The following is a 26,482-nucleotide window of genomic DNA, read 5'->3' as shown; positions in this document are numbered from 1 at the left end:
CTCCGGCGCAACGGCGCCGCGCCGCGGGCTAGGACAGCGCCACCTGCACCGACCCGGCCAGGGTGGCCGCCTCCGCGGGTTCCAGTGGCTTGCCGTCCGGGGACGTGACGTACAGCGTGTCCACGGCGTTGGCGCCCAGCGTCGAGACGTGCGCGCTCCGCACCCTGACGCCCGCCGACTCCAGAGCCCGCCCGATCCGGTGCAGCAGGCCGACGGCATCGGGCGCCCGCACCTCCAGGACCGTGGCCAGTGAGGAGACGTCCGGGACGACCGTGACCCGGGGCGGCGGCGGGGTCACCCCGCGCCGGCGCGGATACGCCGCCTCGCGGTCCGCCAGCTTCGCCGGGACGTCCAGCGAGCCGTCCAGGGCCCGGACCAGGTCGCTGCGCAGCCGTGCGGCCTGGGGCAGCGCCCCGTACTCCGCCGCCACCCGCCACCGCAGCACCAGGACCTCGCCCAGCTGGTCCGGCAGTTCCATGGAGCGCAGGTCCGCCGCCCGTACGGTGAGCCGGTGCAGGGCCAGCACCCCGGCCACCGCCGGGAGGACCCCCGGCTGGTCGGGAACGGCCACGACGAGTTCCCCGCCGACCGCGTCCTCCTCCTCCTGGCGGACGTGGAGCGCGAGCACCGGCTCCCCGGTGCGCAGGGCCTCCACCGCCAGGCGTTCCTGTTCCGTGGTCGGGATCTCCGCCTCCCGCACCGCCGGGGCCGTGCCGCGCAGCACGGCGGCGACCCGCGCGACGAGGTCCGCCACCAGCGATCCCCGCCATGCGCTCCACGCGGCGGGCCCGGTGGCCAGGGCGTCCGCCTCCGTCAGGGCGTGCAGTATCTCCAGCGTGCCCACCGACCCCACGGCGTCGGCGACCGAGCGGACCGTGGCCGGGTCGTCGAGGTCGCGCCGGGTCGCGGTGTCGATCAGCAGCAGGTGGTGCCGTACGAGCGCCCCCAGCACGGCGGCGTCCTGCGCGTCGAAGCCGACGCGGGCGGCGACGTCGCGGGCGATCGTCTCGCCGGCCACCGAGTGGTCGCCCGGCCAGCCCTTGCCGATGTCGTGCAGGAGGGCCGCCATCAGCAGCAGGTCGGGGCGGCCGACCCGGCGGGTGAGGGCCGCGGCGCGGACCGCCGTCTCGATGAGGTGGCGGTCCACCGTCCAGGTGTGGACGGGGTTGCGCTGCGGGCGGCACCGCACCCGCTCCCAGTCGGGGAGCAGCCGCGTGATCAGGCCTTCCGCCTCCAGGGCCTCCCACACGGCCACCGTGGGCTCCCCCGCCCCGAGCAGTGTCACCAGCTGCTCGCGCGCCTCGGCCGGCCAGGGCACCGGGAGCTGTTTGCCCTGCGCGGCCAGCCTGCGTACGGCGTGCAGCGATACGGGAAGACCCGCCTGCGCGGCAGCCGCGGCGAACCGCAGGGGCAGGACGGGATCGCGGTCGGGGCGCGCGGCCAGGGCCAGTACGGCCTCGCCGTCGGACTCCACCACGCCCTCGGCCAGTGGAGCCCGCGCGGCGGCCGCGGCGCCGCGGGGGCCGAGCAGCCCGCGCAGCCTGGGCCGGGCGGCGCGGGCCCGCAGCACCCGCCCGACCTCCCGCCAGGTCACGTCACCGGCGTACGCGACGACGCGCGCGGCCTCGTACACCTCCCGGAGCAGGGCGTCCGCGTCGAGCAGCCCGAGCTGCGCCGCGACCTGGTCCTGTTCCTGGAGCGAGAGCCGGTCGGTGGCCCGGCCGGTCACCAGGTGCAGGGCGTCGCGCGCGTCGAGGAGCCGTCGCCGCGCCTCGGCGAGGCCGTCGCGCGGGGCGTCGGCCAGCCAGGACGCCGCGACCGCCCGCAGCGCGGTGATGTCGCGGAGCCCGCCGCGGGCCTCCTTGAGGTCGGGTTCGAGCAGGAAGCGGAGCTCTCCGGCGCGCTCGGCCCGCTCGCGGCACAGGGAGTGCAGTTGCGGGAGCCGCTTGGCGGCCTGGTTGCGCCAGTCCGCCAGGACGGAGGTCCGCAGGCCGGCGAGGAGTCCGGCGTCACCGGCGACGGTCCGGGCGTCGAGCAGGCCGAGCTGCACCTTGAGGTCCTCGGCGGCGGTCTTGCGGGCCTCGCCGGGGGTCCGTACCGAGTGGTCGAGGGCGAGGCCGAGGTCCCACACCGGGTACCAGACGCGGTCGGCCAGCGCGCTCAGCGCCTGCGGCTCCGCCTTGCCGTCGTGCAGCAGCACCAGGTCGAGGTCGCTGCGCGGGGAGAGCTCGCCCCGCCCGTAGCCGCCGACGGCCACCAGGGTGGCGCCGCGGACGCCGGTCTCCCGTACGGCGGTCGTGAACAGGGCGTTCAGCCAGTCGTCGGTCAGCCCGGACAGGGCGGAACGCCGCGAAGGCCCGGACCGCGACTCCTCCTGGAGGAGTCGCAGCCGGGCCGCGGCGTATCCGCTGGGTCCCGAGTCGGCCGTGTTGTCCGTGGTCTCTTCGACGCTCGTCACCCAGAAGCTCCCGTCACCTAGAGCGCGTCAGCGCCGCGCTCGCCGGTGCGGACCCGTACGACCGAGTCCACGGGGACGCTCCACACCTTGCCGTCACCGATCTTGCCGGTGGCCGCCGCGCTCACGATGACGCGGATCAGTTCCTCGGCGTCGGAGTCGTCGACCAGCACCTCGATGCGGATCTTGGGGACGAGGTCCACCTGGTACTCGGCACCGCGGTATACCTCGGTGTGACCGCGCTGGCGGCCGTAGCCGCTGGCCTCGGTGACCGTGAGCCCCTGCACTCCGAAGGTCTGGAGGGCTTCCTTGATCTCGTCCAGCTTGTGCGGCTTGACGATCGCGGTGATCAGCTTCATGCGTCAACCTTCTTGCTCGCGGCGGAGGGGGTGGGTGCGGCGGTGCTGCGCGAGGCCGCGCCGCCACCGGCTCCGCTGAAGTCGTAGGCGGTCTCGGCGTGTTCGACCTGGTCGATGCCGGCGACCTCGACGTCCTCGCTGACCCGCATCCCGATCGTCTTGTCGAGGAGGAAGGCGAGCAACGCGGACGCCACCAGAGAGTAGGCGAGGACGGAGAAGACTCCGATGGCCTGCTTGCCGAGCTGTTCGAGGCCGCCGCCGTAGAAGAGGCCGGCCACGTCGGACTGCACCCCGCCGGTGGCGAAGAGGCCGACGAGGAGGGAGCCGACGACACCGCCGACGAGGTGGACTCCGACCACGTCGAGGGAGTCGTCGTAGCCGAACTTGTACTTGAGGCCGACCGCCATGGCGCAGAGCACGCCGGCGATGGCGCCGACCGCGATGGCGCCGAGCGGGCTGACCGCACCGCCGGAGGGGGTGATGGCGACGAGGCCGGCGACCGCGCCGGAGGCGGCGCCGAGGGTGGTGAAGGAGCCGTGGCGCAGCTTCTCGTAGCCGAGCCAGGCGAGCATGGCGGCGGCGGTGGCGACCTGGGTGTTGACGAACATGACCGCGCCGACGCCGTCGTCGTTGCCGAGCCAGGAGCCCGCGTTGAAGCCGAACCAGCCGAACCAGAGCAGACCGGCGCCGAGCATCACGAGGGGCAGGCTGTGCGGGCGCATCGGGTCCTTCTTGAAGCCGACGCGCTTGCCGATGACCAGGATCACGCCGAGGGCGGCGGCGCCGGCGTTGATGTGGACGGCGGTGCCGCCCGCGAAGTCGATGACGCCGAGCTCGAAGAGCCAGCCGCCGGCTCCCCAGACCCAGTGGGCGACGGGGAAGTAGACGACGGTGACCCACAGGACGGTGAACAGGGCCCAGGCGCTGAACTTCACGCGGTCGGCGAGGGCGCCGCTGATCAGGGCCGGGGTGATGACGGCGAACATCAGCTGGAAGACGGCGAAGACGTAGACCGGGATGGTGTAGCCGTCCCACAGCTCGGTGATCCCGATGCCGCTGAGGCCCACGTAGTCGGAGTTCCAGCCGATGAGGGAGCCGGAGTCGGTGCCGAAGGCGAGGCTGAAGCCGTAGAGGACCCAGAGGATCGTGACGATCCCCAGGCTGATGAAGCTCATCATCAGCATGTTGAGGCTGCTCTTGACTCGGACCATGCCTCCGTAGAAGAAGGCGAGTCCCGGGGTCATCAGCATGACCAGGGCGGAGCAGATGAGCATGAACCCGGTGTTCGCGGCAGACAGCGTCGGGGCGTCTGCCGCGAGGGTCGTGATGGCTGATGCCATCGGCGTCTCCTCGTCGTCGGTACGTTCGCGTGCGGGCGATCGTGAAAACCTGAGCGGCGGCATTGGGAACTGGCCGGTTATTGGCCATGAGATTCGCGCAGGCCGGTTTCCGGCGGCGCCGCTGGGTGTTTCGAGCCGATGACGAAGAGGTCGGGAGTGTTACGCGTCAATGAACTGGGCGGGTGGTGCAACCGGCCGCGGCGGTGACCCGGACGTCCTGGCTGGGGGAGCCTGATCGGGCTTCACGGGGTGACTGCCGCGGCCGGGGCCTGAGGGGCGGCCGCCGGGGCCGTCAGACGGCCGCCGCGGCTTCGGGGAGCCGGGAGGCGAGGTGGTCGGTGAGCCGGACCACTTCGGCTACGTCGCCGTACTCACGGGCGGCGCTGTCGACGGTCTTACGCAGGCGGGTGTTCACCCGTTCGGACCGCACCTTTCCCGCCACGTCGAGGGCCCGGTCGACGAGCACCGCGGCCTGCTCCGGCTCACGCTGGAGCAGGTGAACGGTGGCCAGGCCGATGAGGTTGAGGGCGTAGGAGCGCTGGTGCTCCTCGTCCTTCTCGAAGAGCTCGACGGCCCGCTCCATGACGGGTTCCGCCAGGGAGGCGTACATGGGGCTGCGCCCGGCCACGTAGGCGAGGTCCCGGTACGAGTGGGAGTTCTCGCCGTTCAGCTCGGCCTCGGAGAAGAAGCGGATCCAGTCGGGCTCGGGCTCGCCGCCGAAGGCGACGTCGGAGAAGGTGTCCTCGGCCATCCGCACGGCCCGCTTGCAGCGGCTGGGCTGTCCCATGTTGGCGTACGCGCGGGCCTCCATCGCATACAGCATGGCCTGGGTGCGCGGGCCGGCGCAGTCGCGGCTGCCGTACTGCGCGAGGTGGACGAGTTCGAGGGCGTCCTCGGGGCGGCCCAGGTGGATCATCTGGCGGCTCATGCCGGAGAGGATGTACGAGCCGAGCGGCTTGTCGCCGGCCTCCTTCGCGGCGTGCAGGGCGAGGACGAAGTACTTCTGCGCGGTGGGGTGCAGGCCGATGTCGTAGCTCATCCAGCCGGCCAGCTCGGCCAGCTCGGCGGCGACCTTGAAGAGCCGCTTCATGACCGGGGCGGGGTGGTTCTCCTGGAGCAGGTCGGTGACCTCGTGGAGCTGGCCCACGACGGCCTTGCGGCGCAGGCCGCCCCCGCACTGGGCGTCCCACTGGCGGAACATCACGGTGGTGGCGTCGAGGAGGTCGAGTTCCGGTTCGGAGAGCCGGGGCGGGCGGTGGCCGCCGAGGGCCCCCGTCGGCCCTCCCCCTCGCTCCGCCGGGGGGAGGGCCGCCTGGCGCAGTCCCGGGTCGGCGGCCGGGACCGGTACGAGCCAGCGCTGCATGGGCTCGATGAGGGCGGGGCCGGCGGAGAGGGCGAGCGAGGTCCCGAGGAAGCCGCGGCGGGCCAGCATCAGGTCGCTGCGGGAGAACTCGCCGAGCAGCTCGACGGTCTGCGGGCCTGCCCAGGGCAGGTCGACCCCGGAGACGGAAGGCGTCTGGTGGGCGGTGCGCAGGCCGAGCTGCTCGATGGCGACGACGGAGCCGAAGCGCTCGGAGAACAGCTCGGACAGGATGCGCGGGACGGGCTCGCGGGGCTGTTCGCCGTCCAGCCAGCGGCGCACCCGGGAGGTGTCCGTGCTGATGTGGTGGGCGCCCATCTGACGGGCCCGGCGGTTGACCTGCCGGGCGAGTTCGCCCTTGGACCAGCCGCTGCGGACGAACCACGAGGTCAGCTGGTCGTTGCGCGCAGCAGCGTCCTCGATCGTTCCGCTTGCGCCATTGCCGCTCACTGGAACGCCCCCATCCGCTCAGCCTCTTCCACACGAAACCCTGGCCGGGGCGCAGCGCGCCGCCACGGACCTTCACAGGTCCTTCACACATTGCCTCCGGCATACCCACGGACGGGTGTGCCTTGGGGGTTCGCGTACCGAAAGTAATCCTACGATCACCCCTGCCGCGAGGTCGATTCCGGAAACGCCACCATTCGCCACCCCTTCGAATGAACTCGCCACCTGCCAGGCGCGATTCACTTGACACCGAGGTGAAACGGATCGGTTGGACTGGAGTGCGCTCGGGGCGCGCGCGGCGAGGAGTGCGCCGGGCAACCACGGAGGGCACCCCGCGGCGGACCGCGGTCCGCAGGGTCCGCCGACGCCGTCACCACCGGCGTCGTAACCACCGGCGCGTCCGACCCGTTGGAGGGGGCATGGGCATGGGCTTCACGATCGGCGGCAGCCGCGGCACCAAGGAGTTCCGTTCCGGCACCCGGCGCCGCGGCCGGACCTCGGAGTGCACGGCGGTGGCGGAGTACACCGGGCTGTGGGGCTGGGACGCGGTCCCCGGCGCCCGCGCCGCGGCGCCCGCCCGCGACTGTTCCTGCGGGGACGCGGAGTGCGTCTCCCCCGGGGCGCATCCGCTCCCCTTCGCACCCACCGTCAAGGCCGGGGCCACCCTGGACGAGGTCACAGAGGCCTGGGGCGATTACCCGGGCGCCGCGGTACTCCTCCCCGTGGGCCGCGCCTTCGACGTCATCGAGGTCTCCGAGGAGGCCGGGCGCCGGGCGCTGGTGCGGCTGGAGCGGATGGGGCTGCCCCTCGGCCCGGTCATCGTGACCGCGGACGGCCGGGCGCAGTTCTTCGTGGCCCCGGGCGCGGCGGCCGAGCTGCCGCAGCTGCTGTACCGGATGGGCTGGGACGACGCCGACCTCGACCTGCTGGCCCTGGGCCACGGGGCCTACGTAACGGCGCCGCCCTCGGACCGGGCCGGCCTCGGCCAGGCCGGCTGGCTGCGGCCGCCCGCGCTGGACTCGGCCGGGGGTCCGCCGCAGGCCCGGCTGCTGCTGGGCACGCTCGCCTACATCTGCCACCGCTCGCGCCGGTAGGCGCGCCCGGCACGCGACGGTGCCCCCGCGTTCCGGTCGGCGGATTCTTGGGGTCCTCGCAACACCTGACGGTCTACGTGCTCGTCAGTAGATCACGCAGGCGCTCGGCTGGGGTTTTCCAGCCGAGCGTTTTGCGGGGCCGGCCGTTGAGTTGCTGGGCGACGTGTTCGAGGTCTTCGGGGCTGTGCACGGACAGGTCGGTGCTCTTGGGGAAGTACTGCCGTAGCAGGCCGTTGGTGTTCTCGTTCGATCCGCGCTGCCAGGGTGAGTGCGGGTCGCAGAAGTAGACCGGCACGCCTGTGGCCACGGTGAACTGCTTGTGCGCGGCCATCTCGCAGCCCTGGTCCCAGGTCAGCGAGCCGCGCAGGTGCCCGGGCAGGGTCTGGATCAAGGGCACCAGCACGTCGCGGACCTCCTCGGCCGTATGCCCGCCGGGCAGATGCCCCAGCATGACGTAGCGGGTGGAGCGCTCGACCAGGGTGACGATCGCGCTCTCGCTGCGGGGGCCGACGATCAGATCGCCCTCCCAGTGACCGGGCACTGCCCGGTCCTCGACCTCGGCAGGACGCTCGGAGATCATCACCATCTCGTCGACGAACCGGCGCGTGCGCTGGTCCGGGCTGCGGTGCGGCTTGCGGCGAGTGCGCCCGGTGCGCAGCGCGGCCGCGACTTCGCGGCGCAGTCCGCCACGGGCCTGGACGTAGACCGCCTGGTAGATCGTTTCCGGGCTCACGCGCATGCTCTCGTCGTCGGGGAACTCGATGACCAGAGCGTGGCAGATCTGCTCGGGTGACCACTGTTCCTGCAGCTTTTCCGCGACGAACCGGCGGAGCGGGCCGTCCTGGGCGAGCTTGGAGTCCTTGGGGCGCGACCGGCTCCTCGCCCATGCCCGCTGGGCCCGGTGCGGCCGGTAGACGCCATCGACCGACCGGGCGTCGATCTCGCGCTTGATCGTGGACGCCGGTCGGCCCAGTGCCCGTCCGATCGCGCGCAGCGACCGGCCTTCACGGTGCAGATCAGCGATCAGCTCTCGCTCGGTCACCGTGAGAAACCTGGGGTGCAGTTCGGCCTCGACCGTTGCGAGGGACGACCTTGAAGAGGTGGCGGCGATGGTGGTCACACCAGTCTTGTAGTCGATGCGGCGCCCGTCAGGATGCAGGCGCGAGTGGCCGATCTGCCGGATACCGCGGTCCCAGTCCTCAGCGGTGCGCTCATGGACGCCGGCCTGCGCGGCGGCATCACGGCGCCGGACTCCCGCAGCACGCAGCCGCTCGTACTCCGCCCGACCGGGGTGGCCGGGCCTGCGAGGCTTGCCGCGACCACGGACTCCGGCCCGGCGTGCCCACCCGAACGCCGTGTTGCGGTTCACTCCGACTGCACGAGCCGCAGCAGTGATGCTGCCGTTCTCCCTGTCCAGCGCCTCGAAGAACCTCGCCTTCAGCACCTCGAAATCCACGATCCCCGCAACTCCCTGAACTCCAGGGTGTTGCGTGGATCATTAGAACCCGCCGTCGGAACTCGGGGGCACCCGTTGTGCGCGGAGACCGCGGTCAGTCGCCGATGAGGGCGTCGACGAACGCCTCCGGCTCGAAGGGGGCCAGGTCGTCCGGACCCTCGCCGAGCCCGACGAGCTTGACCGGGACGCCCAGCTCGCGCTGGACGGCGACGACGATGCCGCCCTTGGCCGTGCCGTCGAGCTTGGTCAGCACGATGCCGGTGATGTCCACGACCTCGGCAAAGACGCGGGCCTGGGTCAGGCCGTTCTGCCCGGTGGTGGCGTCGAGGACCAGCAGGATCTCGTCCAGCGGACCGTGCTTCTCGACGACGCGCTTGACCTTGCCGAGCTCGTCCATGAGGCCGGTCTTGGTGTGCAGGCGGCCGGCGGTGTCGATGAGCACCACGTCGGCGCCCTCGGCGATGCCCTCCTTGACCGCGTCGTAGGCGATCGAGGCCGGGTCTCCGCCCTCGGGGCCGCGTACGGTACGGGCACCGACCCGGTCGCCCCAGGTCTGGAGCTGGTCGGCGGCGGCGGCACGGAAGGTGTCGGCCGCGCCGAGCACCACGCTGCGGCCGTCGGCGACGAGCACGCGGGCCAGCTTGCCGGTGGTGGTGGTCTTGCCGGTGCCGTTGACACCGACGACCATGATCACGCCGGGCGTGTCCTCGCCGCTCTCCGTCTTCACGACGCGGTCGAAGTCGGTGCCGACCAGGGTCAGCAGCTCCTCCTTGAGCAGGGCGCGCAGGTCCGCCGGGGTGCGGGTGCCGAGCACCTTGACCCGGTCGCGGAGCCGGTCGACGAGCTCCTGGGTGGGCACGACGCCGACGTCGGCGATGAGGAGGGTCTCCTCGATCTCCTCCCAGGTGTCCTCGTCGAGGTGCTCCCGCGAGAGCAGCGTGAGCAGCCCCTTGCCGAGGGAGTTCTGCGACCGCGCGAGGCGGGCGCGCAGCCGGACCAGGCGGCCGGCGGTGGGCTCGGGCACCTCGATCGCGGGCGCGGCCGGAGCCTCGGGCTCGGCGGCCGGCGCCTCGACCGGAGCCTCGGCCTCCGCCTCCGGGAGCCCGACCTCCTCGATCGTGCGGCGCGGCTCTTCCGCCGTCTCTACGGCGTCCTCCCCCACCTGCGGTTCGGCAGGCGGGGCAGTGATGGTCGGCGTGCTGGGCGGTGCCGGGGGCGGCAGCTGCTTCTTCTTGCGGCTGCTGACCACGAGCCCGCTGATCGCGCCGACCGCGACCAGGGCGATGACTACAGCAAGGATGAGGATGTCCATAACCTCACCAGTATCGGCCACGGGCGGCCCGGAGCTCGGACCCCGGGCGTTCACACCGGGACGTAAGCCTCTGTTTGTTGTTTTAGCGGCAAATCTACGATGATGGACGACTTCCCCCCGCCCCTCCCCCACGGAGCAGCCGCATGCCTGCCGAGCCCGCCGACGGCGGAACCGAAACCGCGATCGAGACCCGCGGACTGGAGCCCGTCCCGGACGGCGAGCGCGGCGGCCGGGTCCGCGACCTCGTGCCCACCTGGGTCGCCGCCAACATCAGCGTGCTGCTGCTGACCATGGGCGCGGGTCTGGTGATCTTCAACAAGCTCAACATCTGGCAGGTGCTGGTCGTCGCGGTGGCCGCGCCGGTCGTCTCGTACGGGATCGTCGGCCTGATATCGATCGCCGGCAAGCGCGGCGGCGCTCCCGGCATGGCCCTCTCACGAGCCGTGTTCGGCCAGCGCGGCAACCTCTTCCCGGGCTCGCTGATCTGGGTGGCCCGGTGGGGCTGGGAGACGATCAACGCGGTGAGCGGCGCCTACGCCGTGCTGACCGTGCTCGACCTGCTCTTCGGGATCAAGAGCAACACCCCGCTCATCGTGGTCACCCTGCTGTTCTTCGTGGGCTGCACCTTCGTGGTCTCGGGCCTCGGCATCAAGGCGCTGCGCGTCTGCTCCACGTGGTCGACGTACCTCTTCGGCGCCTTCAGCGTGCTCGTCCTCGGGTACCTGCTCTTCACGACCGACTGGTCCGCCGTCCTCGGCAAGCCGGCCGGCTCCACCGCGATGATGATCGCGGGCATCGGCACCATCGCGGCCGGCGGCATCAGCTGGGTGCCCTCGGGCCCCGACTTCACCCGCTACCTGCCGCGCACGGCCTCCTCCAAGGGGCTGGTGGGCGCGACGATCGGCGGCGCCGGCGTCGTCGCGCTCCCGATGGTCCTGATGGGCGCGGTCATGGCCGTCGGCACCCCGGACCTGGCCACCGCGCAGGACCCGGTGTCCTTCATCGGCGAGCTGCTCCCGACCTGGATCGCGGTCCCGTACCTGCTCGTCGCGCTCGTCGGGATGCTGCTGATCAACTCGATGTCCATGTACTCGGCCGGCTTCACCGCGCAGACCCTCGGCATCAAGGTCCCGCGCGCGTGGGCGGTCAGCGTCAACGCGGCCATCAGCCTGGTCTTCGGCTTCCTGCTGATGGTGGTCGCGACGAGCTTCTTCGGCTCCTTCATCTCCTTCCTGACGCTGCTGGCCGTGGCGTTCTCGGCGTGGATCGGCGTCTTCGGCGTGGACATGCTGCGCCGCCGGACCTACGACGGGGCCGCGCTGCTGGACACCACGCGGACCAGCGCCTACTGGTACAGGGGCGGTTTCGCCTGGCAGGCCATGACCGCGTGGGCCCTCGCCCTGGTGGTCGGGCTGCTGTTCACCTCGGTGGACTGGTTCAGCGGGCCGCTCGCCACCACCTGGATCGGGCGCAACGGCCTCGGCTGGGCGGCCGGCATCGTGACCTCGGGCGTGCTGTACGCCGTCCTGCCGCGCACGGCCCCCGCGGAGCCGGTCCCGGCCGCGGCGGAGGAGCCCGCGCTCGCCGGATCCCTGTCCAACTGACGCTGCGTCAGCTAACGTCCCCCTTCGCCCGCCCACCCACATCCGGCGAAGGGGGACTCCTCCATGCCCATCACCGTGGCCCGGTTCAACCTCGTCGACCCCAACGGCACCCCCGAGTCCCTCTCCGCCCGCTACAAGGCGGCCCTGGAGATGGCCCGGTACGCGGACGACCGCGGGATCGACACCATCCAGACCGAGGAGCACCACGGCACCGACAACAACTGGCTGCCCTCCCCCTTCGCCTTCGCGGGCGCGGTCTTCGGCGCCACCCGCCGGATCGCCGTCACCGTCTCGGCGATCATCGGTCCGCTGTACGACCCGCTGAAGGTGGCCGAGGACATCGCCGTCCTGGACCTGCTGAGCGGCGGCCGCCTGGTGACGGTCGCGGGCATCGGCTACCGGCCCGAGGAGTACGAGCAGCACGGTGTGGACTGGGGCCGGCGCGGAAGGCTCCAGGACGAGCTGCTCGAGACCCTGCTGAAGGCGTGGACCGGCGAGCCCTTCGAGTTCCGCGGCCGCACGGTACGGGTCACCCCGACGCCGTTCACGCGGCCGCACCCGCTGCTGCTGGTCGGCGGCAGCTCCGAGGCGGCGGCCCGCCGCGCGGCCCGGCTGGGGCTGCCGTTCTTCCCGAGCGCGCACCTGCCGGAGCTGGAGGCGTACTACAACGCGAAGCTCGCGGAGTACGCCACCGAGGGCTTCTGCATGATGCCGGCGGCCGAGACCCCGCTGCTGCACATCGCGGAGGATCCGGACCGGGTCTGGGCGGAGCACGGCGAGCGCTTCCTGCACGAGGCCGGGATGTACGCGTCCTGGCAGTCCAAGGACATCCGCAGCGCCGTACGGTCGGCGGCGCGCTCGGTGGCGGAGCTGCGCGCGGAGGGCGTGTACCGGATCCTCACCCCGGACGAGGCGGTCGCGTACGCCCGGGGCGCGGGCGAGGCGGGGAACCTGGTCCTGCACCCGCTGTGCGGCGGGATGCCGCTGGACGAGGGCTGGCGCAGCCTGCACCTGCTGTGCGAACAGGTACTGCCCCGGCTCAAGGACTGAGCCGGGGCAGTATCGAGGAGAGGGGTGGTGGCGGGGATGGTCACCCCATCTCCTCCAGCGCCTTGCCCTTGGTCTCCGGCACCCACTTGAGGATGAACGGGATCGAGAGCAGGGCGAAGAACGTGTAGATCACGTACGCGCCGGCGAGGTTCCAGTCCGAGAGCGTCGGGAACGTGACGGTGATGACCCAGTTGGCGATCCACTGGGCCGCGGCGGCGACACCGAGCGCCGCGGCCCGGATGCGGTTCGGGAACATCTCGCCGAGCAGCACCCAGACGACCACGCCCCAGGAGAGGGCGAAGAAGAGCACGAAGGAGTGGGCGGCGACGAGCGCGATCGTGCCCTGGGTGTCGGGGATGGTGATGTTGTCGCCGCTGCCCTCCTTGTACGAGAACGCCCACGCGCAGAGGCCGAGCGAGACGGCCATGCCGGCCGAGCCGATGAGGGCCAGCGGCTTGCGGCCCAGCCGGTCGACGAAGACCATCGCGATCACCGTGCCGATGATGTTGATGATCGACGTGGTGAAGGAGTAGAAGAACGAGCTGGTCGGGTCGATGCCGACGGACTGCCACAGCGAGGAGCTGTAGTAGAAGATCACGTTGATGCCGACGAGCTGCTGGAAGAGGGAGAGGCCGATGCCGATCCAGACGATGGGCAGGAAGCCGAAGCGGCCGCCGAGCAGGTCCTTGAAGGCGGACTTGTGCTCGGAGCGCATGGCCAGGTCGATCTCGGCGGCGCGCGCGTCGATGTCGATCTTCGAGCCCTCGACCTCGCGCAGCACCTGCTTGGCCTGCTCGGTGCGGCCGACGGAGATCAGGTAGCGGGGGGACTCCGGGATGACGAAGGACATCAGTCCGTAGATCACGGCCGGGATGACCATGATGCCGAGCATCCACTGCCAGGCCTCCAGGCCGGCGATCTCGCCGCGCTGGTCGCCGTCGGCGAGGTTGAGGATGCCCCAGTTGACGAGCTGGGAGACGGCGATGCCGATGACGATGGCGGCCTGCTGGAAGGAGGCGAGACGGCCGCGGTAGGCGGCCGGGGACACCTCGGCGATGTAGGCGGGGCCGATGACGGAGGCCATGCCGATGCCGAAGCCGCCGATGACGCGCCACATGGCCAGGTCCCACAGGGCGAACGGAAGGGCCGAGCCGATGGCGCTCGCGGTGAAGAGGACGGCGGCGATCTGCATGCAGCGGATTCGGCCGATCCTGTCAGCGATGCGGCCGGCGGTGGCGGCGCCGAACGCGCAGCCGATCAGTGCGGCGGCGATCACCTGGGCGAGCGCGGCGGACCCGACGTCGAACCGTTCGCGGATGGCGACGACGGCGCCGTTGATGACGGAGCTGTCGTAGCCGAAGAGGAAACCGCCCATCGCCGCGGCCGCGGCGATGAAGATGACGTGCCCGAGGTGATCGGGGCGTGCCTCCCGGCCACTGCCGGACGCGGGTGCGTTCGCTGTGCTGGTCAAGGTGTGCTCCTGGGCCCGGCGCCGACGGCGGGCGGTGTGGGGGTGTTCGTCTGTACGCGTGTTCCTCCAGTGGCGCACAGCAAACTGCTCGCCACCACCTGAACGTCGGACACGGCAAGCAGAGCTTATGGCTTCACTTTCTGAAGTCAAGAGCCCATGAAAATCCGCCAAGCCGGAGTGAAGAGAGCCACAGTGTTCACTTCCTGAAGCGAACGGGTCAGCGCAGACGCTGGCTGATGACTTTGGAGACCCCGTCGCCCTGCATGGAGACGCCGTAGAGCGCGTCCGCGACCTCCATCGTCCGCTTCTGGTGCGTGATCACGATCAGCTGTGAGCTCTCCTGGAGCTCCTCCATGATCCGGATCAGCCGCTGCAGGTTGGTGTCGTCGAGCGCCGCCTCGACCTCGTCCATCACGTAGAACGGGCTGGGGCGCGCCTTGAAGATGGACACCAGCAGGGCCACGGCGGTCAGCGAACGCTCGCCGCCGGAGAGCAGCGACAGCCGCTTGACCTTCTTGCCCGGTGGGCGGGCCTCGACGTCGACGCCGGTGGTCAGCATGTTGTCGGGGTCGGTCAGGATCAGCCGGCCCTCGCCGCCGGGGAACAGCCGCGAGAACACCCCCTCGAACTCCCGGGCCGTGTCCCGGTAGGCCTCGGTGAAGACCTGCTCAACGCGTTCGTCGACCTCCTTCACCACTTGAAGGAGATCGGCTCGCGTCTTGCGGAGGTCCTCCAGTTGCTCGCTGAGGAACTGGTGGCGCTCCTCCAGCGCCGCGAACTCCTCCAGCGCGAGCGGATTGACCTTGCCGAGCTGCTGGTAGGCGCGTTCGGCCGCCTTGAGCCGCTTCTCCTGCTGCGCGCGGACGAAGGGGCCGGGCCGGTTGCGCGGGTGCTCGGGATCCTCGGGGAGTTCCTCCCCCTCGGCGGGCGGCGACGGCGGCACCGGCTGGTCGGGGCCGTATTCGGCGACGAGCCCGGCGGACTCCATGCCGAACTCCTCCAGCGCCCTGGCCTCCACCGCCTCGATGCGCAGCCGCTGCTCGGCGCCGAGCACCTCGCCGCGGTGGACGGAGTCGGTGAGCTTGTCGAGCTCCCCCTTCAGTTCGCGTCCGCGGTTGCGCGCCTCGCCGAGCTCCCGCTCGCGCAGGCCCTTGGCCCGTTCGGCCGCGAGGCGCTCCTCGTCGGCCCGCAGCAGCGAGACCTCCACGTGCGCGAGCAGCTGCCGGGAGCCGTCGGCCACCGCGCGGGCCACCTCCGCCTCGTGCCGCAGCCGCGCCCGGCGCCGTTCGGCGCGGGCCCGGGCCTCGCGTTCCGCCCGGGCCGCGCGGTCGAGGGAATCGGCTCGTCCGGCCAGCCCCTTGACCCGCTCCTCATGGGTGCGCAGTTGCAGCCGCGCCTCCATCTCGGTCTGCCGCGCGTTGGCCCCGTCGGCCGCGAGCCGGTCCCGCCGGGAGCTGTCGGGCTCCTCCTCCACCGGCAGTTCCTCGGCCGACGCGAGCCGTTCCGCGCACTCCTCCACGTCGGCCAGCGCCTGCTCCAGCGCGTCCTGGGCCTTGGCCGCGGCGGCGGCGCTGCGCTCGGCTTCGCCTGCGGCCCCCTTCGCCTGCCCGGCGAGCCGCCCGAGCTGCTGCGCGACGCCGGCGCGGGCCTGCTCCGCGGCGCGGCGGCGCTCGGCGAGCTCCTCGACCAGGGCTGCCGCGTCCCGCCGCCGGGACTGGGCGGCGGCCTGGGCCTCGCCGAGTTCCGTGCACCGCACGCCCAGCGCGGTCAGCTCCGCCGCCGCCTCGTCGACGGCGGCCTGCACCTCGATCAGGCTGGGCGCCCCGGCGGAGCCACCGTGCGCGAGGTGCGCCCCGAGCACGTCTCCGTCGAGGGTCACGGCCACCGCCTCGGGCCGCGCCGCGACGAGTGCCTCGGCCTCGTCGAGCGTGCCGACCATGACGTGGTCGCGCAGCACCCAGGCGGCCGCCCGCCACGCCTCGGCGTCCCCGCCGACCAGCCGGGCCGCGGGCACCCCCTCGCCTGCGGGCCCGTCGCAGGGGCTCTGCCCCAGCCCGGGTCCGGGCAGAGCCCGGTCTCGGGAACGGGCGGGGTGGGGGAAGACTCCCCCGGCCGAAGCCTGCCCGGGCGGCTGGGCGCCCGACCCCGCGGCGGGAGCCGGTCCCGGGCCCGGAGCACCGGGCAGACCCGCAGGGTCGGAGGCCTGGCCCGGAGCGGGCGACGGACCCGCAGGGGCAAAGGCCTGGTCCGGGAGGGCGGGCGGGTCCACAGGGGCGGACACCTGGCCCGGCAGGGCCGACAGACCCGCAGGGTCAATGGCCTCGGCCGCGACGGCCGGCCGACCCGCAGGGGCGGTGGCCTGGCCTGTGGGGGCGGGCGGGACGGTGGGTGGGGTTGCGGTTCCGGGCGGGGTGATCAGGAGGGTGGCGCGGCCTGCGTCCGTGTCCCGGAGGTGGCGGAGCGCGGCGGCCGCCGCGTTCGGGGAGGACACCGCCAGGGCGTCCGCCGCCGAGCCCAGCGCAGCGGCTACGGCGGCTTCGTAACCCGGGGTCACCGTCAGCCGCTCCGCAGCCGGCCCGAGCAGCCCGGCCAGCTTCTCCCGCGCCGCGAGCAGCGCCCCCGTACCGTCCTTGCGGCGCAGTCCGAGCGCGAGCGCGTCCCGCCGCGCCGACACCGCCGCCCGCGAGCGCTCCGCCCCGGACAGCGCGTCGCGCGCGGCGGACAGGGCCTCCTCGGCCGCCGCCAGCTCGGCGCGCGCGGCCTCGTGGTCCGCGTCCGCCGACGGCTCGTCCAGCCCGCCGACCTCCTCCGCCAGCGCCTCGTACTCCGCCTGCGCGGCGGCGGCCCGGGACTGCGCCGCGTCCCGCGCCGCGACGAGCCGGTCGATCTCGGCCTGCGCCGCCCCCGCGCGGGAGCGGGCCGCGCCGAGCCGCCCCGTCAGCCGGGCCAGCCCCTCGCGCCGGTCGGCGATGGCCCGCGCCGCGTCGCGCAGCCGCCGTTCTTCCTCGGCCAGCGCCCGCTCCAGCTCGGCCCGGTGCCCGGCCGTGTCCTCCAGCGCCCGCGAGGCCGCCTCCAGAGCCGCCGTCAGTTCCGCCTCCTGCTCACGGATCCGCCCGGCCTCCCGCTCCATGTCCTCCGGATCGCGGCCCCGCCGTTCGTCCTCCACGGGCGCCGTCGCGCTCTTCACCCGCGCGTCCGCCAAGGACGCGGTGCCCCGTACCCGTTCGGCGAGCTGCGACAGCTCGTACCAGGTCTGCTGCGCCCGCTGCAGCCGCGGCGCGAGCTCCCGCACCGCCTCCTCCAGCTCGGCCTCGCGCCGCAGCGCGAGCGCCAGCTGGGCTTCGGCCGCTTCCTTGCGCTCCTTGAGAGCCGCCTCGTCCGCGATCTCCGCGTCGAGCGCCCGCCGCAGCGTGACCAGGTCGTCGGCGAGCAGCCGCAGCCGCGCGTCGCGCAGGTCGGCCTGGATCACGGCCGCCCGCCGGGCGACCGCGGCCTGCCGTCCCAGGGGTTTGAGCTGGCGGCGCAGCTCGTCGTTGAGGTCCTGCACGCGCGCGAGGTTGGCCTGCATCGCGTCGAGCTTCCGCAGCGCCTTCTCCTTGCGCTTGCGGTGCTTCAGTACGCCCGCCGCCTCCTCGATGAAGGCGCGGCGGCCCATGGGATCGGCGTGCAGGACGGAGTCCAGCTGGCCCTGGCCGACGATGACGTGCATCTCGCGGCCGATGCCGGAGTCGGAGAGCAGCTCCTGGATGTCCAGCAGCCGGCAGGTGTCACCGTTGATCTGGTACTCACTGCTGCCGCCGCGGAACATGATCCGGGTGATGGTGACTTCGGCGTAGTCGATGGGGAGCGCGCCGTCGGAGTTGTCGATCGTCAGCGACACCTCGGCGCGCCCGAGCGGCGGCCGTCCGGTGGTCCCGGCGAAGATGACGTCTTCCATCTTCCCGCCGCGCAGGGACTTGGCCCCTTGTTCGCCCATGACCCAGGACAGCGCGTCCACCACATTGGACTTGCCCGAGCCGTTCGGACCCACGACACAGGTGATGCCGGGTTCGAAGCGCAGGGTGGTGGCGGAGGCGAAGGATTTGAAGCCACGCAGGGTCAGGGACTTGAGGTGCACGCCGCCGGACTCTACCTTTCGCGTTCGGTTTCACCCATGAAGGTGCAGGGCACCACTGACGCTAAAGGCATCACGCCCCCCACCTGGCCCTCTGGGACCGTGGCGCGGAGGCAGAGGGGGTGGAGGGGGAGGTCAAAGAAAGAAGGGACGCCGAAGCGTCCCTTGCAGATCAAACGGGGCTGGAGTCGAGCGACGAATGAGCGCGGATCAGGTGAGCGCAGGCTCCGCCTGGGGTACGTCGATGTCGATGCGGTCCAGCAGCGAGTCTCCGTCGTGCTGAGCGGCGGCCGCGTTCAGCGCGTCATTTTCAGACTGAATCCGTACGAGCTCGGACTCAAGGTCCTGGACGCGCTGCTGAAGCCGTCGCATCTCGGCGAGGAGTCGCGGATCGGAACCGCCGACGTAACCGAGAAGCGCCTTTGCCATGATGGATGGTCCTCCACACTGAGTGACCGACCGAAGCGGTGTGGGTCGTGAGGGAATCGCACCCGCGGATGTCCGGCAGCGACTGACAGTCACTGCGCTTGCTACTGCCAACACTGCCAAACAGCTCAGGTGCGCGGGGCTTCCAGCGTCTCACCAAAAAGTTTGACGGTCAACACGATCACACCCCGTATCGGCGGGCGCCCCGGCCCCGGCAGGGGGCGTGGAGATCATCCTCATCTCCGAGCCTTCCACGGTTCGCCCCCGTCGGCAACGCGTCGGGGACGAATGCGCAGTTCCGGCCGTGTGCGGACGATCAGAGGTGTGATGAGTGCATGATCAGTCGATCGGTCACCACATCCCGAATCCGTCGTAGCCACCGCGCGGTGTGCCCCAGATCTCTGTCACTCCGTCCACCCGGCCGGGCGTGTCGGCGGAGCGCAGCCAGTCGAGCAGCCGGTGGCAATTCTCACGTTGACCTTCGGCGACCACCTGTACTCGCCCGTCGTCGAGGTTGAGCGCGAAGCCGACGACGCCTCCGATCTCCAGGGCGTTCTCCCTGGTGAACCAGCGGAAGCCGACTCCCTGCACACGGCCGCGCACCCAGGCGGTCAGACGGACGTCTTCATTCATGCGTGAACGCTAACCGGGCGATGACTTTCCGGACACATCGCCCCCTGGCCCCATGGCGTACAGTCGCGCAGCAACGAACTCACCCATTTGGGTGCGTAAGGGATGATCTTGATCCGGCAAGGAAGGCACGACAGCGATGGGACGTCACCGACTCCCCGCCGCGCCGCACAGCGGCGGCAAGCGCGGCACCGTCCTGCGCACCGGCCTGCTCGGCGTCTCGGTGGCCGTGGCCCTCGGCACGGCGGCCGTCACCACCGGCATGGTGCCGGTCGGCAGCGCGTTCCCCTATGTGGGCGTCAGCGCTACGGGGGGCGCCGGCACGCCGGAGGCCAAGGCCAAGGCCTCGCCCACCCCGGACCCCGCGCCGGAACAGCAGGGTGGCCTCGCCAGCCTGTCGGGCCGCGCCGCCACGGGCGCCGGCTCCGGTTCCCCCTCCAAGAGCCCGTCGGCCTCGCCGTCCCCGTCGGCCTCGCCCTCCTCCTCGGCCCCGCCGAGCCCCTCCGTGTCCGCCTCGCCGAGCGCGTCGCCGACCGCTTCGCCTTCGGCCACGCCCGCTCCCGCCCGCAAGGCCCCGGAGAAGAAGCCGGTTCCGGCACCCTCGAAGCCGATTCCGGCACCCGCGAAGCCGATTCCGGCACCCGCGAAGCCGGTTCCGGCACCCGCGAAGCCGGTCGCGGCGCCCCCGACGCCGGCCACCCCCGCGCCCCGGCCGGCCCTGGACGGCCACTCCGCCGAGGAGGACGCCGTGGTCGCCCTGGTCAACCAGGAGCGCGCGATGGCCGGGTGCGGTCCCGTCCGGGCCAATCCGCCGCTCGCGGCGCTGGCCGGAGCATTCAGCAAGGACATGGCCACACGGGGCTTCTTCAGCCACGACGACCCCGACGGCAACAGCCCGTGGGACCGCGCCGCCAAGGCCGGCCTCGCCGGCCTCGGCGGCGAGAACATCGCGCGCGGCCAGGGCGACGCAGACGCCGTGATGAAGGCCTGGATGAACAGCCCGGGCCACAAGGCGAACATCCTCAACTGCGAGTTCCGCACGCTGGGCGTCGGCGCCCACTTCGCCGCCGGCGGCCCCTGGTGGACCCAGGACTTCGGCCTCTAGCACCGACGGCCACGCTCACCCGCCTGCAGCGGCCGGCGGTCGCCGGCGCGAGCGCCGCGACCGCCCGGGGCTCAGGCCCCGGCCGCGGCCAGGGCCGCGCGGCCCGCGATGACGATGCGCGTCTGCTCGGCGACGCGGCGGCCCAGGTGCTCGGCGGTCGCAATGTCGGCCTTGTGGACGGCGTCCGCACCCTCGTCGGAGTTGCTCTGGGCGGCGGCGCCGGCGAAGACGCCGAGGCGGTTGAGGTCGTTCTCGGAGGCGGTGCTGCTGTTCCAGCCCGGCTTCAGGCCCAGGTTGACCCAGCTCATGCCGTGCTGGGCGGCGAGGATCTGGAAGAACTGCAGGGTGTGCAGCTTGTCGCCGCTCTTGGAGGCGGAGTTCGTGAAGCCGGCGGCCACCTTGTTCTGCCAGACGTCGCCGAACCAGCGCTTCGAGGTGGCTTCCGCGAACACGTGGAAGGCGCCGGAGGCGGTGCCCATGTAGGTCGGGGAGCCGAAGACGATCGCGTCGGACGCGTCGAGCAGCTCCCACTGCGCGTCGTCGATCTCGTCGACCTTGATCAGGTGGACGGTCGCCCCGGCGTCGACGGCGCCGCTGCGGACCGCCTCGGCGACCACGGCGGTGTGGCCGTAGCCGGAGTGGTAGGCGATCGAGACGACGGGGGTGTGCGCGATACCGGACAAGGTGATTCTCTCCCTCGGAAGACTCCCTCCCCCGCACATGCGTGGTGCGGGGGAGCAGGACGGTGACGACACCCAGAGAAGCACTAACTTTTGGAAAGCGCAACCCTCAAGTTAGCGCTGTAGGGGAGTACGCTCTTCCTATGGAGACCCCAGTCCGCACAGAAGCCGCCGACACCGATCAGCCGTTCGACGTGTTCGCGCGTGCCTGCCCGTCCCGCGAGACCCTGGAACACGTCACCGGCCGCTGGGGCAGCCTCACCGTGGGCGCCCTGCGCGAAGGCCCGTGCCGTTTCAACGAACTGCGCCGCCGGGTGGAGGGCGTGAGCGAAAAAATGCTCTCCCAGACCCTGCACGCGCTGGAGCGCGACGGCATAGTCCACCGCGAGGCCCAGCCGACGAATCCGCCACGCGTCGACTACGAGCTGACCCCGCTCGGCATCGAGGTCGCGGATCGGCTGCTCTCGCTCATCCACTGCCTCGAGGGCAACATGCCGGCGGTGCTCACCGCCCGGACGTCCTACGACGCCGCGCGCGGCGGCCGCTGACAGCGCGGGCAGAAGTAGCTCGACCTGTTCGTCCAGGGGCGCCGGCGCATCGGCGTACCGCAGCGGCGACAAGGCTCGTCCTCGCGCCCGTAGGCGTCGAGCGAGCGGTCGAAGTACCCCGACTCGCCGTTCACGTTCACGTACAGGCTGTCGAAGCTGGTGCCGCCGACGGCGAGGGCCGCGTTCATGACGTCCCGGACATGGCCGAGGAGTTCCGCGCTCCGGGGACGCGTGAGGTTGGCGGTGGGGCGCTCGTAATGCAGCTTGGCGCGCCACAGCGCCTCGTCCGCGTAGATGTTGCCGACCCCACTGATCAGGGACTGGTCGAGCAGCGCCCGCTTGACGGTGGTCCGCTTGGCGCGCAGTGCGAGGTGGTACGCCCCCTCGTCGAAGAGGGGGTCGAGCGGGTCCCGGGCGATGTGCGCGATGACGTCCGGCAGCCCGTCGGCCGTGTTGTCGTGCAGCGAGAGCCCGCCGAAGGTCCGCTGGTCCACGAAGCGCAGCTCGGTCCCGGCGGCGCCCGCGGCGGAGCCGCTGTCGCAATCAGTGAACCGCACCCGGATCCGCAAGTGCTTCTCGTCGGGGGCGTCCTGCGGCTGCACGAGCAGCTGCCCGCTCATCCCCAGGTGCCCGAGCACGGACAGGTCCCGTCCCTCCAGCGGCAGCCACAGGTACTTCCCGCGCCGCTGCGGCACTCCGAAGGTCTCGCCGCGCAGCCGCGCCGCGAAGTCGGCCCCGCCGCCCGGATGGCGCCGTACCGCCCGCGGGTGCAGGACCTCGACGGCCTCGACGGTCCGCCCGGCCACCCAGCGCTCCAGCCCCCGCCGCACGACTTCGACTTCGGGCAGCTCGGGCACGGTGTACCTCCGGGGATGCGGATCTGGGTGCTCCCGGCGAGCGTACCGGCCCCCGGAAACGGAATCGCCCGCCCCTGCGAGGCAGGGGCGGGCGGGGAAATCCGGAAGGAAGGGTCAGGCGTCCGGCGCCGGTTCGGCGGGCGTCGGTACCCCGCCGTCCTCGGACCCGGCCGAAGCCGGGACCTCGGCCGGAGCGGCGGCGGCCACGGCGGCCGCCGCGATCCGCTCGTCCGCCGCGGTGCGGATTCCGCGCCATGCGGACTCCGCAGCCTGCTGTTCCGCTTCCTTCTTGCTGCGGCCGGTGCCGGTGCCGTACGAGACACCACCGACGCGGGCGGCAGCGGTGAAGGTCTTCTCGTGGTCCGGACCGGTCTCGGTGACCAGATATTCCGGTACGCCAAGACCTTCGGCCGCCGTGAGCTCCTGGAGGCTGGTCTTCCAGTCCAGGCCGGCCCCGAGGTTCGAGGACTTCTCGATGAGCGGGTCGAAGAGCCGGTGGACCAGCTCCGAGGCCGCGTCGAGGCCCTGATCGAGGTAGACCGCGCCGATCACCGCTTCAAGGGTGTCGGCGAGGATGGAGGCCTTGTCCCGGCCGCCCGTGCCCTCTTCGCCCCGGCCGAGCCGGATGAAGGAGCCGAGTTCGAGGCCGCGCCCGACCTCCGCCAGTGCGCGCGAGTTGACCACCGCGGCCCGAAGCTTGGCCAGCTGGCCTTCGGGGAGATCGGGGTGGGTCGTGTACAGCGTGTCCGTGACCACCAGGCCCAGCACGGAGTCCCCGAGGAACTCCAGCCGTTCGTTGGTGGGCAGACCGCCGTTCTCGTACGCGTACGAGCGGTGGGTCAGTGCACGCACCAGAAGGGCGGACTCGAGTTGATACCCGAGCCGCCCTTCCAGAAGCGTGTGGGACGAGGCCGCGTTGTTACTGTCTGCCTGCTTCTCAGCGTTGGACAGCTCAGACATTGCGCCTCTCACCAGCCGCTCAGACCTCGAGGACCTGGCGCTTGTTGTAGGTGCCGCAGCTCGGGCACGCAATGTGCTGGAGCTTCGGCTCCTGGCAACGCTCACACGAAACCAGGGTGGGGACCGCAGCCTTCCACTGCGACCGGCGGTGGCGCGTGTTGCTGCGCGACATCTTCCGCTTCGGAACAGCCACGGCTACTTCTCCTGCTTCTCGGCGGCGCCCTGAACTCCGTCAGAGGCAGTGCCGCTCATGTTGTCCTTCTCGCCGTCCTGATCGGTCACGACGAGTCCTTGCAATGCCGCCCAACGGATGTCGACGGCGTCATGGTGGTGGTCCGGGTCGTCGTTCAGGCTGAGCCCGCAATCGGGGCACAGTCCGAGACAGTCCTCCCGGCACACCGGCTGCATGGGCAGTGCGAGCACCACCACATCCCGCAGCACGGGTTCGAGGTCGAACAAACCGTCCTCGAGGAAGAGCGTGTCCTCGTCGTCCTCGGCGTCGTCGGCCGGTTCCGCCTTGGAGCGGCTCCGGTCGTCGGCGTCAGGGTACGAGAACATCTCCTGGAAGTCCGCCTTGAGCTCGCGCTCGACGGACTCCAGACACCTTACGCACTCCCCCACGGCCGACGCACGGGCGGTGCCTGTGACAAGCACCCCTTCCATGACCGACTCCAGGCGGAGGTTGAGCTTCACCGGGGCGCCTTCCGGCACTCCGATGACGCCGACGAGACCGAAGTCCGCCGGTGCCGCGATCTCACGGGACAGCCGCTGCATGGCACCAGGACGCCGACCCAGCTCGTGCGTGTCGAACACGAGGGGGTTGCGGTGGTCGAGGCGGGTATTCAGGGCCGTTCCTGCTTTCACAGATCGCTGAAGATCAAAGATTCCGCCGCTCTAGGGCAGCATGGACCGCGGTGCATACGCGCGACCGAAGAGCCAGGATACCCGGAGCGGCGCCCAGTGCCCAATCCGGTCCTAGCGCCCCTGTTCGTACTGGCGCAGCTGGTCCAGGTTGATCATGCTCGTGTCGAAGAGGCTGGTCTCGTCGAGCGAGGGCTGCTGGGCCTGCGGCTGCTGCTGGTACGCGGCATAGGGGTCGGGCTGCTGCTGGTAGGCCGCGTACGGGTCCGGCTGCTGCTGGTAGCCGCCGTACGGATCCTGGTAGGCGTAGGCGTCCTGCTGCTGCGCGGCCGGCTGCTGGTAGGAGTACGAGTCGTACACGGGATCCGCCTGCGCCGGGATCGGCGCCTGCACGTGGAGGGGCTCCGGTTCCGCCAGGCCCGCCAGGAAGTCCGCGTCGCTCGCGGAGCGGGACTGCTGGCCACCCGCCGCGTCCTGGGCGGCCATGTGCACGCCCAGGTCGTCCGACGGGACCCGGCCCAGCAGCTTCTGGCGGCCGCGGCCCACGGCCTCCAGGGTCTTGGAGAGCACCGCCTCGAAGGTCGCCAGCTTGGTGTCCACGTACGCGTCCGCCTGCTGCCGCTGCGTCTCGGGGTCGTGGCTGCGCTCGGGCGCCTCGTCGTAGTCGGGGTCCCGGTAGCCCTGCTCGTCCAGGCCCGGGCCGCGGCCCAGCAGCTTCTCCCGGCCCCGGTCCACCGAACCGATGGTCTTGGACAGCACGACCTCGAAGTTCGCGAGCTTGCTGTCGACGTAGTCGTCGGCCTCGGCGCGGATCTCCTCGGCCTCCCGGCGGGCCTCTTCGAGGATCCGGTCCGCCTCCGCCTGCGAACGGCGCGCGATCTCGGTGTCGGAGATCAGCGAACCGCGCTGGTTGTGGGCGGCGTCGATGATCCGCTCCGCCTCCCGGCGGGCCTCCTCGACCATCTGCTCCCGGCCGCCGATGAGCTCCTGAGCCTGCGCGAGCGAGCCGGGGAGCGCCTGGCGGACCTCTTCGAGCTGGGCGAGCAGCTCGGCGCGGTTGATCACGCAGGAGGCCGACATGGGCATGGACCGGGCGCCGCCGACGGCCGCGACGATCTCGTCGAGCTTCTTCTGCACGTCCATGGGGGCTCGCACTCTCTCGGCCTCAGGCGGTTCCTGAGACGGACGGGACGACTGTAAGGCCACCGGGCGGGCCCCCGACACTGCCTGACGGCCCATCAGGGAGTCAGCGGTTGCGCAGCCGCTCCAGGAGGGCCGTGTGCACGTGCGCCGGCAGCAGGTGGGCGACGTCGCCGCCCCAGGCCGCGACCTCCTTGACCAGCGAGGAGGACAGGAAGCTGTAGGTGGGGTTGGTCGGCACGAACAGCGTCTCGACGCCCGACAGGCCCATGTTCATCTGGGCCATCTGGAGCTCGTAGTCGAAGTCGCTGACCGCGCGCAGTCCCTTGACGATGGCCGGGATGTCCCGCTGCTTGCAGAAGTCGACGAGCAGCCCGTGGAAGGACTCGACCTGGATGTTGCCGTAGTCGGCCGTCGCCTCGCGGATCAGCTCGATCCGCTCCTCGACGGTGAAGAGTCCCTGCTTCGACTGGTTGATCATCACGGCGACGTGCACGACGTCGTAGAGCCTGGAGGCGCGTCCGATGATGTCGAGGTGTCCGTTGGTGATGGGGTCGAAGGACCCCGGACAGACGGCGCGGCGCAACTGAACTCCCTCGTTCATGAGTCTTCGCTGGTGAAGGCGGCGCGGCCGTACCAAAGGGTGCCCTCGCCGTACTTGCGCGACCGGAGCGGCTCGAAGCCCTCGGGCCACGGGAAGGCGCCGCTCCTGGTGCTGCGCTCCACGGTGGCGAGCGCATCGTCCGTGAGCCAGCCATTGGACCGGAGTGTGAGGAGGATCTCCCGGAGATCGTCGCTGTCCACGGCGTACGGCGGGTCCAGGAAGACGATGTCGTACGGGTCCCCGCCCGCCCGGGCCGCCACGATCTGCTCGGCCTTGCCCGCCCGGAACTCCGCACCGGGCAGGCCCAGCGTCTTGATGTTGTCCCGGATCGCCTTGGCGGCCTTGGCGTCCGCCTCCACGAGCAGGGTGTGGGCCGCGCCGCGGGAGAGGGCCTCCAGGCCGACGGCGCCGGAGCCGCCGTACAGGTCGAGCACCCGGGCCCCTTCGACGCCGTGCAGCGACTCCCAGGTGGAGAACAGGCCTTCGCGCATCCGGTCCGAGGTCGGCCGGGTGCCGGTGCCGGGGGGCACGGCCAGCCGTCGCCCGCCGGCGCTGCCGGCGATCACGCGGGTCATCTGGGGTCCTTCGGTACGGCGGTAGGGGGAGCCG

At 71.8% G+C, this 26,482-nt stretch carries 23 protein-coding genes; 5 read left to right on the top strand and 18 right to left on the bottom strand.

Annotation, left to right across the window (positions count from 1 at the left end; translation table 11 throughout):
- Nucleotides 1–28 precede the first annotated feature (28 nt).
- From OG332_RS31710 to nsdA, 4 genes are all read right to left on the bottom strand, one after another.
- Nucleotides 29–2,458 (bottom strand): [protein-PII] uridylyltransferase, encoded by a 2,430-nt coding sequence (locus tag OG332_RS31710; protein ID WP_327416658.1) that lies wholly within the window; start codon nucleotides 2,456–2,458, stop codon nucleotides 29–31.
- Nucleotides 2,459–2,475: 17 nt separating this feature from the next.
- Entirely contained in the window at nucleotides 2,476–2,814 is a 339-nt protein-coding gene (locus tag OG332_RS31705) for a P-II family nitrogen regulator (protein ID WP_030708521.1), read from the bottom strand.
- Nucleotides 2,811–4,154 (bottom strand): ammonium transporter, encoded by a 1,344-nt coding sequence (locus OG332_RS31700; protein ID WP_327416657.1) that lies wholly within the window; start codon nucleotides 4,152–4,154, stop codon nucleotides 2,811–2,813. The genes OG332_RS31705 and OG332_RS31700 overlap by 4 nt, the downstream gene beginning before the upstream one ends.
- A 292-nt stretch (nucleotides 4,155–4,446) precedes the next feature.
- Nucleotides 4,447–5,964: a transcriptional repressor NsdA gene (gene nsdA / locus OG332_RS31695; RefSeq protein ID WP_327416656.1), complete on the bottom strand. Its 1,518-nt coding sequence runs from the start codon at nucleotides 5,962–5,964 to the stop codon at nucleotides 4,447–4,449.
- 422 nt (nucleotides 5,965–6,386) lie between these two features.
- Here nsdA and OG332_RS31690 point away from each other — a divergent pair, with 422 nt between their 5' ends.
- Nucleotides 6,387–7,055, top strand: a complete 669-nt coding sequence (locus OG332_RS31690; protein ID WP_327416655.1) for a bifunctional DNA primase/polymerase — start codon at nucleotides 6,387–6,389, stop codon at nucleotides 7,053–7,055.
- Nucleotides 7,056–7,128: 73 nt separating this feature from the next.
- Here OG332_RS31690 and OG332_RS31685 read toward each other — a convergent pair whose 3' ends face one another.
- Nucleotides 7,129–8,322 carry an IS30 family transposase gene (locus OG332_RS31685; protein ID WP_327419355.1) on the bottom strand — a complete coding sequence of 398 codons (1,194 nt, stop codon included), beginning with the start codon at nucleotides 8,320–8,322 and terminating at the stop codon, nucleotides 7,129–7,131.
- Nucleotides 8,323–8,605: 283 nt separating this feature from the next.
- A complete protein-coding gene (gene ftsY, locus OG332_RS31680) occupies nucleotides 8,606–9,823 on the bottom strand; it encodes a signal recognition particle-docking protein FtsY (RefSeq protein ID WP_327416654.1) in 1,218 nt (405 codons plus the stop codon).
- A gap of 143 nt (nucleotides 9,824–9,966) precedes the next feature.
- On the opposite strand from ftsY, the gene OG332_RS31675 reads away from it, so the two are divergent.
- Together OG332_RS31675 and OG332_RS31670 are read left to right on the top strand one after the other, a co-directional pair.
- Nucleotides 9,967–11,427 (top strand): cytosine permease, encoded by a 1,461-nt coding sequence (locus tag OG332_RS31675; RefSeq protein ID WP_327416653.1) that lies wholly within the window; start codon nucleotides 9,967–9,969, stop codon nucleotides 11,425–11,427.
- 63 nt (nucleotides 11,428–11,490) lie between these two features.
- The gene (locus tag OG332_RS31670) at nucleotides 11,491–12,477 is read left to right on the top strand and encodes an LLM class flavin-dependent oxidoreductase (RefSeq protein WP_327416652.1); all 987 of its coding nucleotides are present in this window, start codon (nucleotides 11,491–11,493) and stop codon (nucleotides 12,475–12,477) included.
- Nucleotides 12,478–12,517: 40 nt separating this feature from the next.
- Here OG332_RS31670 and OG332_RS31665 read toward each other — a convergent pair whose 3' ends face one another.
- The 4 genes from OG332_RS31665 to OG332_RS31650 all read right to left on the bottom strand — a co-directional run bounded on the left by OG332_RS31665 (nucleotide 12,518) and on the right by OG332_RS31650 (nucleotide 19,121).
- Nucleotides 12,518–13,948 carry a sugar porter family MFS transporter gene (locus OG332_RS31665; RefSeq protein WP_327416651.1) on the bottom strand — a complete coding sequence of 477 codons (1,431 nt, stop codon included), beginning with the start codon at nucleotides 13,946–13,948 and terminating at the stop codon, nucleotides 12,518–12,520.
- Nucleotides 13,949–14,165: 217 nt separating this feature from the next.
- The gene (locus tag OG332_RS31660) at nucleotides 14,166–18,065 is read right to left on the bottom strand and encodes an AAA family ATPase (protein ID WP_327416650.1); all 3,900 of its coding nucleotides are present in this window, start codon (nucleotides 18,063–18,065) and stop codon (nucleotides 14,166–14,168) included.
- A gap of 207 nt (nucleotides 18,066–18,272) precedes the next feature.
- Nucleotides 18,273–18,491: a hypothetical protein gene (locus OG332_RS31655; RefSeq protein ID WP_030708500.1), complete on the bottom strand. Its 219-nt coding sequence runs from the start codon at nucleotides 18,489–18,491 to the stop codon at nucleotides 18,273–18,275.
- A 348-nt stretch (nucleotides 18,492–18,839) separates the two neighbouring features.
- Nucleotides 18,840–19,121, bottom strand: coding sequence for an acylphosphatase (locus OG332_RS31650; protein ID WP_327416649.1), 282 nt, complete (start codon nucleotides 19,119–19,121; stop codon nucleotides 18,840–18,842).
- 136 nt (nucleotides 19,122–19,257) lie between these two features.
- On the opposite strand from OG332_RS31650, the gene OG332_RS31645 reads away from it, so the two are divergent.
- Nucleotides 19,258–20,223: a CAP domain-containing protein gene (locus OG332_RS31645; protein ID WP_327416648.1), complete on the top strand. Its 966-nt coding sequence runs from the start codon at nucleotides 19,258–19,260 to the stop codon at nucleotides 20,221–20,223.
- 71 nt (nucleotides 20,224–20,294) lie between these two features.
- Here OG332_RS31645 and OG332_RS31640 read toward each other — a convergent pair whose 3' ends face one another.
- Nucleotides 20,295–20,945, bottom strand: a complete 651-nt coding sequence (locus OG332_RS31640) for a flavodoxin family protein (protein ID WP_327416647.1) — start codon at nucleotides 20,943–20,945, stop codon at nucleotides 20,295–20,297.
- Nucleotides 20,946–21,046: 101 nt separating this feature from the next.
- On the opposite strand from OG332_RS31640, the gene OG332_RS31635 reads away from it, so the two are divergent.
- Nucleotides 21,047–21,451: a winged helix-turn-helix transcriptional regulator gene (locus OG332_RS31635; protein ID WP_327416646.1), complete on the top strand. Its 405-nt coding sequence runs from the start codon at nucleotides 21,047–21,049 to the stop codon at nucleotides 21,449–21,451.
- On the opposite strand, the gene mutM is transcribed toward OG332_RS31635, so the two are convergent.
- The 7 genes from mutM to rsmD all read right to left on the bottom strand — a co-directional run bounded on the left by mutM (nucleotide 21,424) and on the right by rsmD (nucleotide 26,448).
- On the bottom strand, nucleotides 21,424–22,308 hold the full coding sequence (gene mutM / locus OG332_RS31630; RefSeq protein ID WP_327416645.1) for a bifunctional DNA-formamidopyrimidine glycosylase/DNA-(apurinic or apyrimidinic site) lyase: 885 nt from the start codon (nucleotides 22,306–22,308) through the stop codon (nucleotides 21,424–21,426). The genes OG332_RS31635 and mutM overlap by 28 nt on opposite strands.
- 114 nt (nucleotides 22,309–22,422) lie before the next feature.
- Nucleotides 22,423–23,268 (bottom strand): ribonuclease III, encoded by an 846-nt coding sequence (rnc, locus tag OG332_RS31625; RefSeq protein ID WP_327416644.1) that lies wholly within the window; start codon nucleotides 23,266–23,268, stop codon nucleotides 22,423–22,425.
- A gap of 19 nt (nucleotides 23,269–23,287) precedes the next feature.
- Entirely contained in the window at nucleotides 23,288–23,461 is a 174-nt protein-coding gene (rpmF, locus tag OG332_RS31620) for a 50S ribosomal protein L32 (RefSeq protein WP_003965982.1), read from the bottom strand.
- 2 nt (nucleotides 23,462–23,463) lie between these two features.
- Nucleotides 23,464–24,132, bottom strand: coding sequence for a YceD family protein (locus tag OG332_RS31615; RefSeq protein ID WP_037713377.1), 669 nt, complete (start codon nucleotides 24,130–24,132; stop codon nucleotides 23,464–23,466).
- 111 nt (nucleotides 24,133–24,243) lie between these two features.
- Complete coding sequence (locus OG332_RS31610; RefSeq protein WP_327416643.1) at nucleotides 24,244–25,272, bottom strand: cell division initiation protein; 1,029 nt, start codon at nucleotides 25,270–25,272, stop codon at nucleotides 24,244–24,246.
- Nucleotides 25,273–25,375: 103 nt separating this feature from the next.
- The gene (gene coaD / locus OG332_RS31605; RefSeq protein ID WP_319722213.1) at nucleotides 25,376–25,855 is read right to left on the bottom strand and encodes a pantetheine-phosphate adenylyltransferase; all 480 of its coding nucleotides are present in this window, start codon (nucleotides 25,853–25,855) and stop codon (nucleotides 25,376–25,378) included.
- Nucleotides 25,856–25,869: 14 nt separating this feature from the next.
- On the bottom strand, nucleotides 25,870–26,448 hold the full coding sequence (gene rsmD / locus OG332_RS31600; protein ID WP_327416642.1) for a 16S rRNA (guanine(966)-N(2))-methyltransferase RsmD: 579 nt from the start codon (nucleotides 26,446–26,448) through the stop codon (nucleotides 25,870–25,872).
- Nucleotides 26,449–26,482 lie beyond the last annotated feature (34 nt).

The organism is Streptomyces sp. NBC_01233 (assembly GCF_035989305.1).
Lineage (GTDB): Bacteria > Actinomycetota > Actinomycetes > Streptomycetales > Streptomycetaceae > Streptomyces.
The sequence above is the reverse complement of the archived record's forward strand: the minus strand, read 5'-3'. Positions and strand labels throughout refer to the sequence as shown.

Bases quoted from the DNA above. Each gene is read 5' to 3' on its own strand.
- OG332_RS31705 (WP_030708521.1), bottom strand. From the start codon at position 2,814: ATGAAGCTGATCACCGCGATCGTCAAGCCGCACAAGCTGGACGAGATC.
- OG332_RS31700 (WP_327416657.1), bottom strand. From the start codon at position 4,154: ATGGCATCAGCCATCACGACCCTCGCGGCAGACGCCCCGACGCTGTCT.
- OG332_RS31690 (WP_327416655.1), top strand. From the start codon at position 6,387: ATGGGCTTCACGATCGGCGGCAGCCGCGGCACCAAGGAGTTCCGTTCC.
- ftsY (WP_327416654.1), bottom strand. From the start codon at position 9,823: ATGGACATCCTCATCCTTGCTGTAGTCATCGCCCTGGTCGCGGTCGGC.
- OG332_RS31675 (WP_327416653.1), top strand. From the start codon at position 9,967: ATGCCTGCCGAGCCCGCCGACGGCGGAACCGAAACCGCGATCGAGACC.
- OG332_RS31670 (WP_327416652.1), top strand. From the start codon at position 11,491: ATGCCCATCACCGTGGCCCGGTTCAACCTCGTCGACCCCAACGGCACC.
- OG332_RS31655 (WP_030708500.1), bottom strand. From the start codon at position 18,491: ATGGCAAAGGCGCTTCTCGGTTACGTCGGCGGTTCCGATCCGCGACTC.
- OG332_RS31650 (WP_327416649.1), bottom strand. From the start codon at position 19,121: ATGAATGAAGACGTCCGTCTGACCGCCTGGGTGCGCGGCCGTGTGCAG.
- OG332_RS31645 (WP_327416648.1), top strand. From the start codon at position 19,258: ATGGGACGTCACCGACTCCCCGCCGCGCCGCACAGCGGCGGCAAGCGC.
- OG332_RS31640 (WP_327416647.1), bottom strand. From the start codon at position 20,945: ATGTGCGGGGGAGGGAGTCTTCCGAGGGAGAGAATCACCTTGTCCGGT.
- OG332_RS31635 (WP_327416646.1), top strand. From the start codon at position 21,047: ATGGAGACCCCAGTCCGCACAGAAGCCGCCGACACCGATCAGCCGTTC.
- rnc (WP_327416644.1), bottom strand. From the start codon at position 23,268: ATGTCTGAGCTGTCCAACGCTGAGAAGCAGGCAGACAGTAACAACGCG.
- OG332_RS31610 (WP_327416643.1), bottom strand. From the start codon at position 25,272: ATGGACGTGCAGAAGAAGCTCGACGAGATCGTCGCGGCCGTCGGCGGC.
- rsmD (WP_327416642.1), bottom strand. From the start codon at position 26,448: ATGACCCGCGTGATCGCCGGCAGCGCCGGCGGGCGACGGCTGGCCGTG.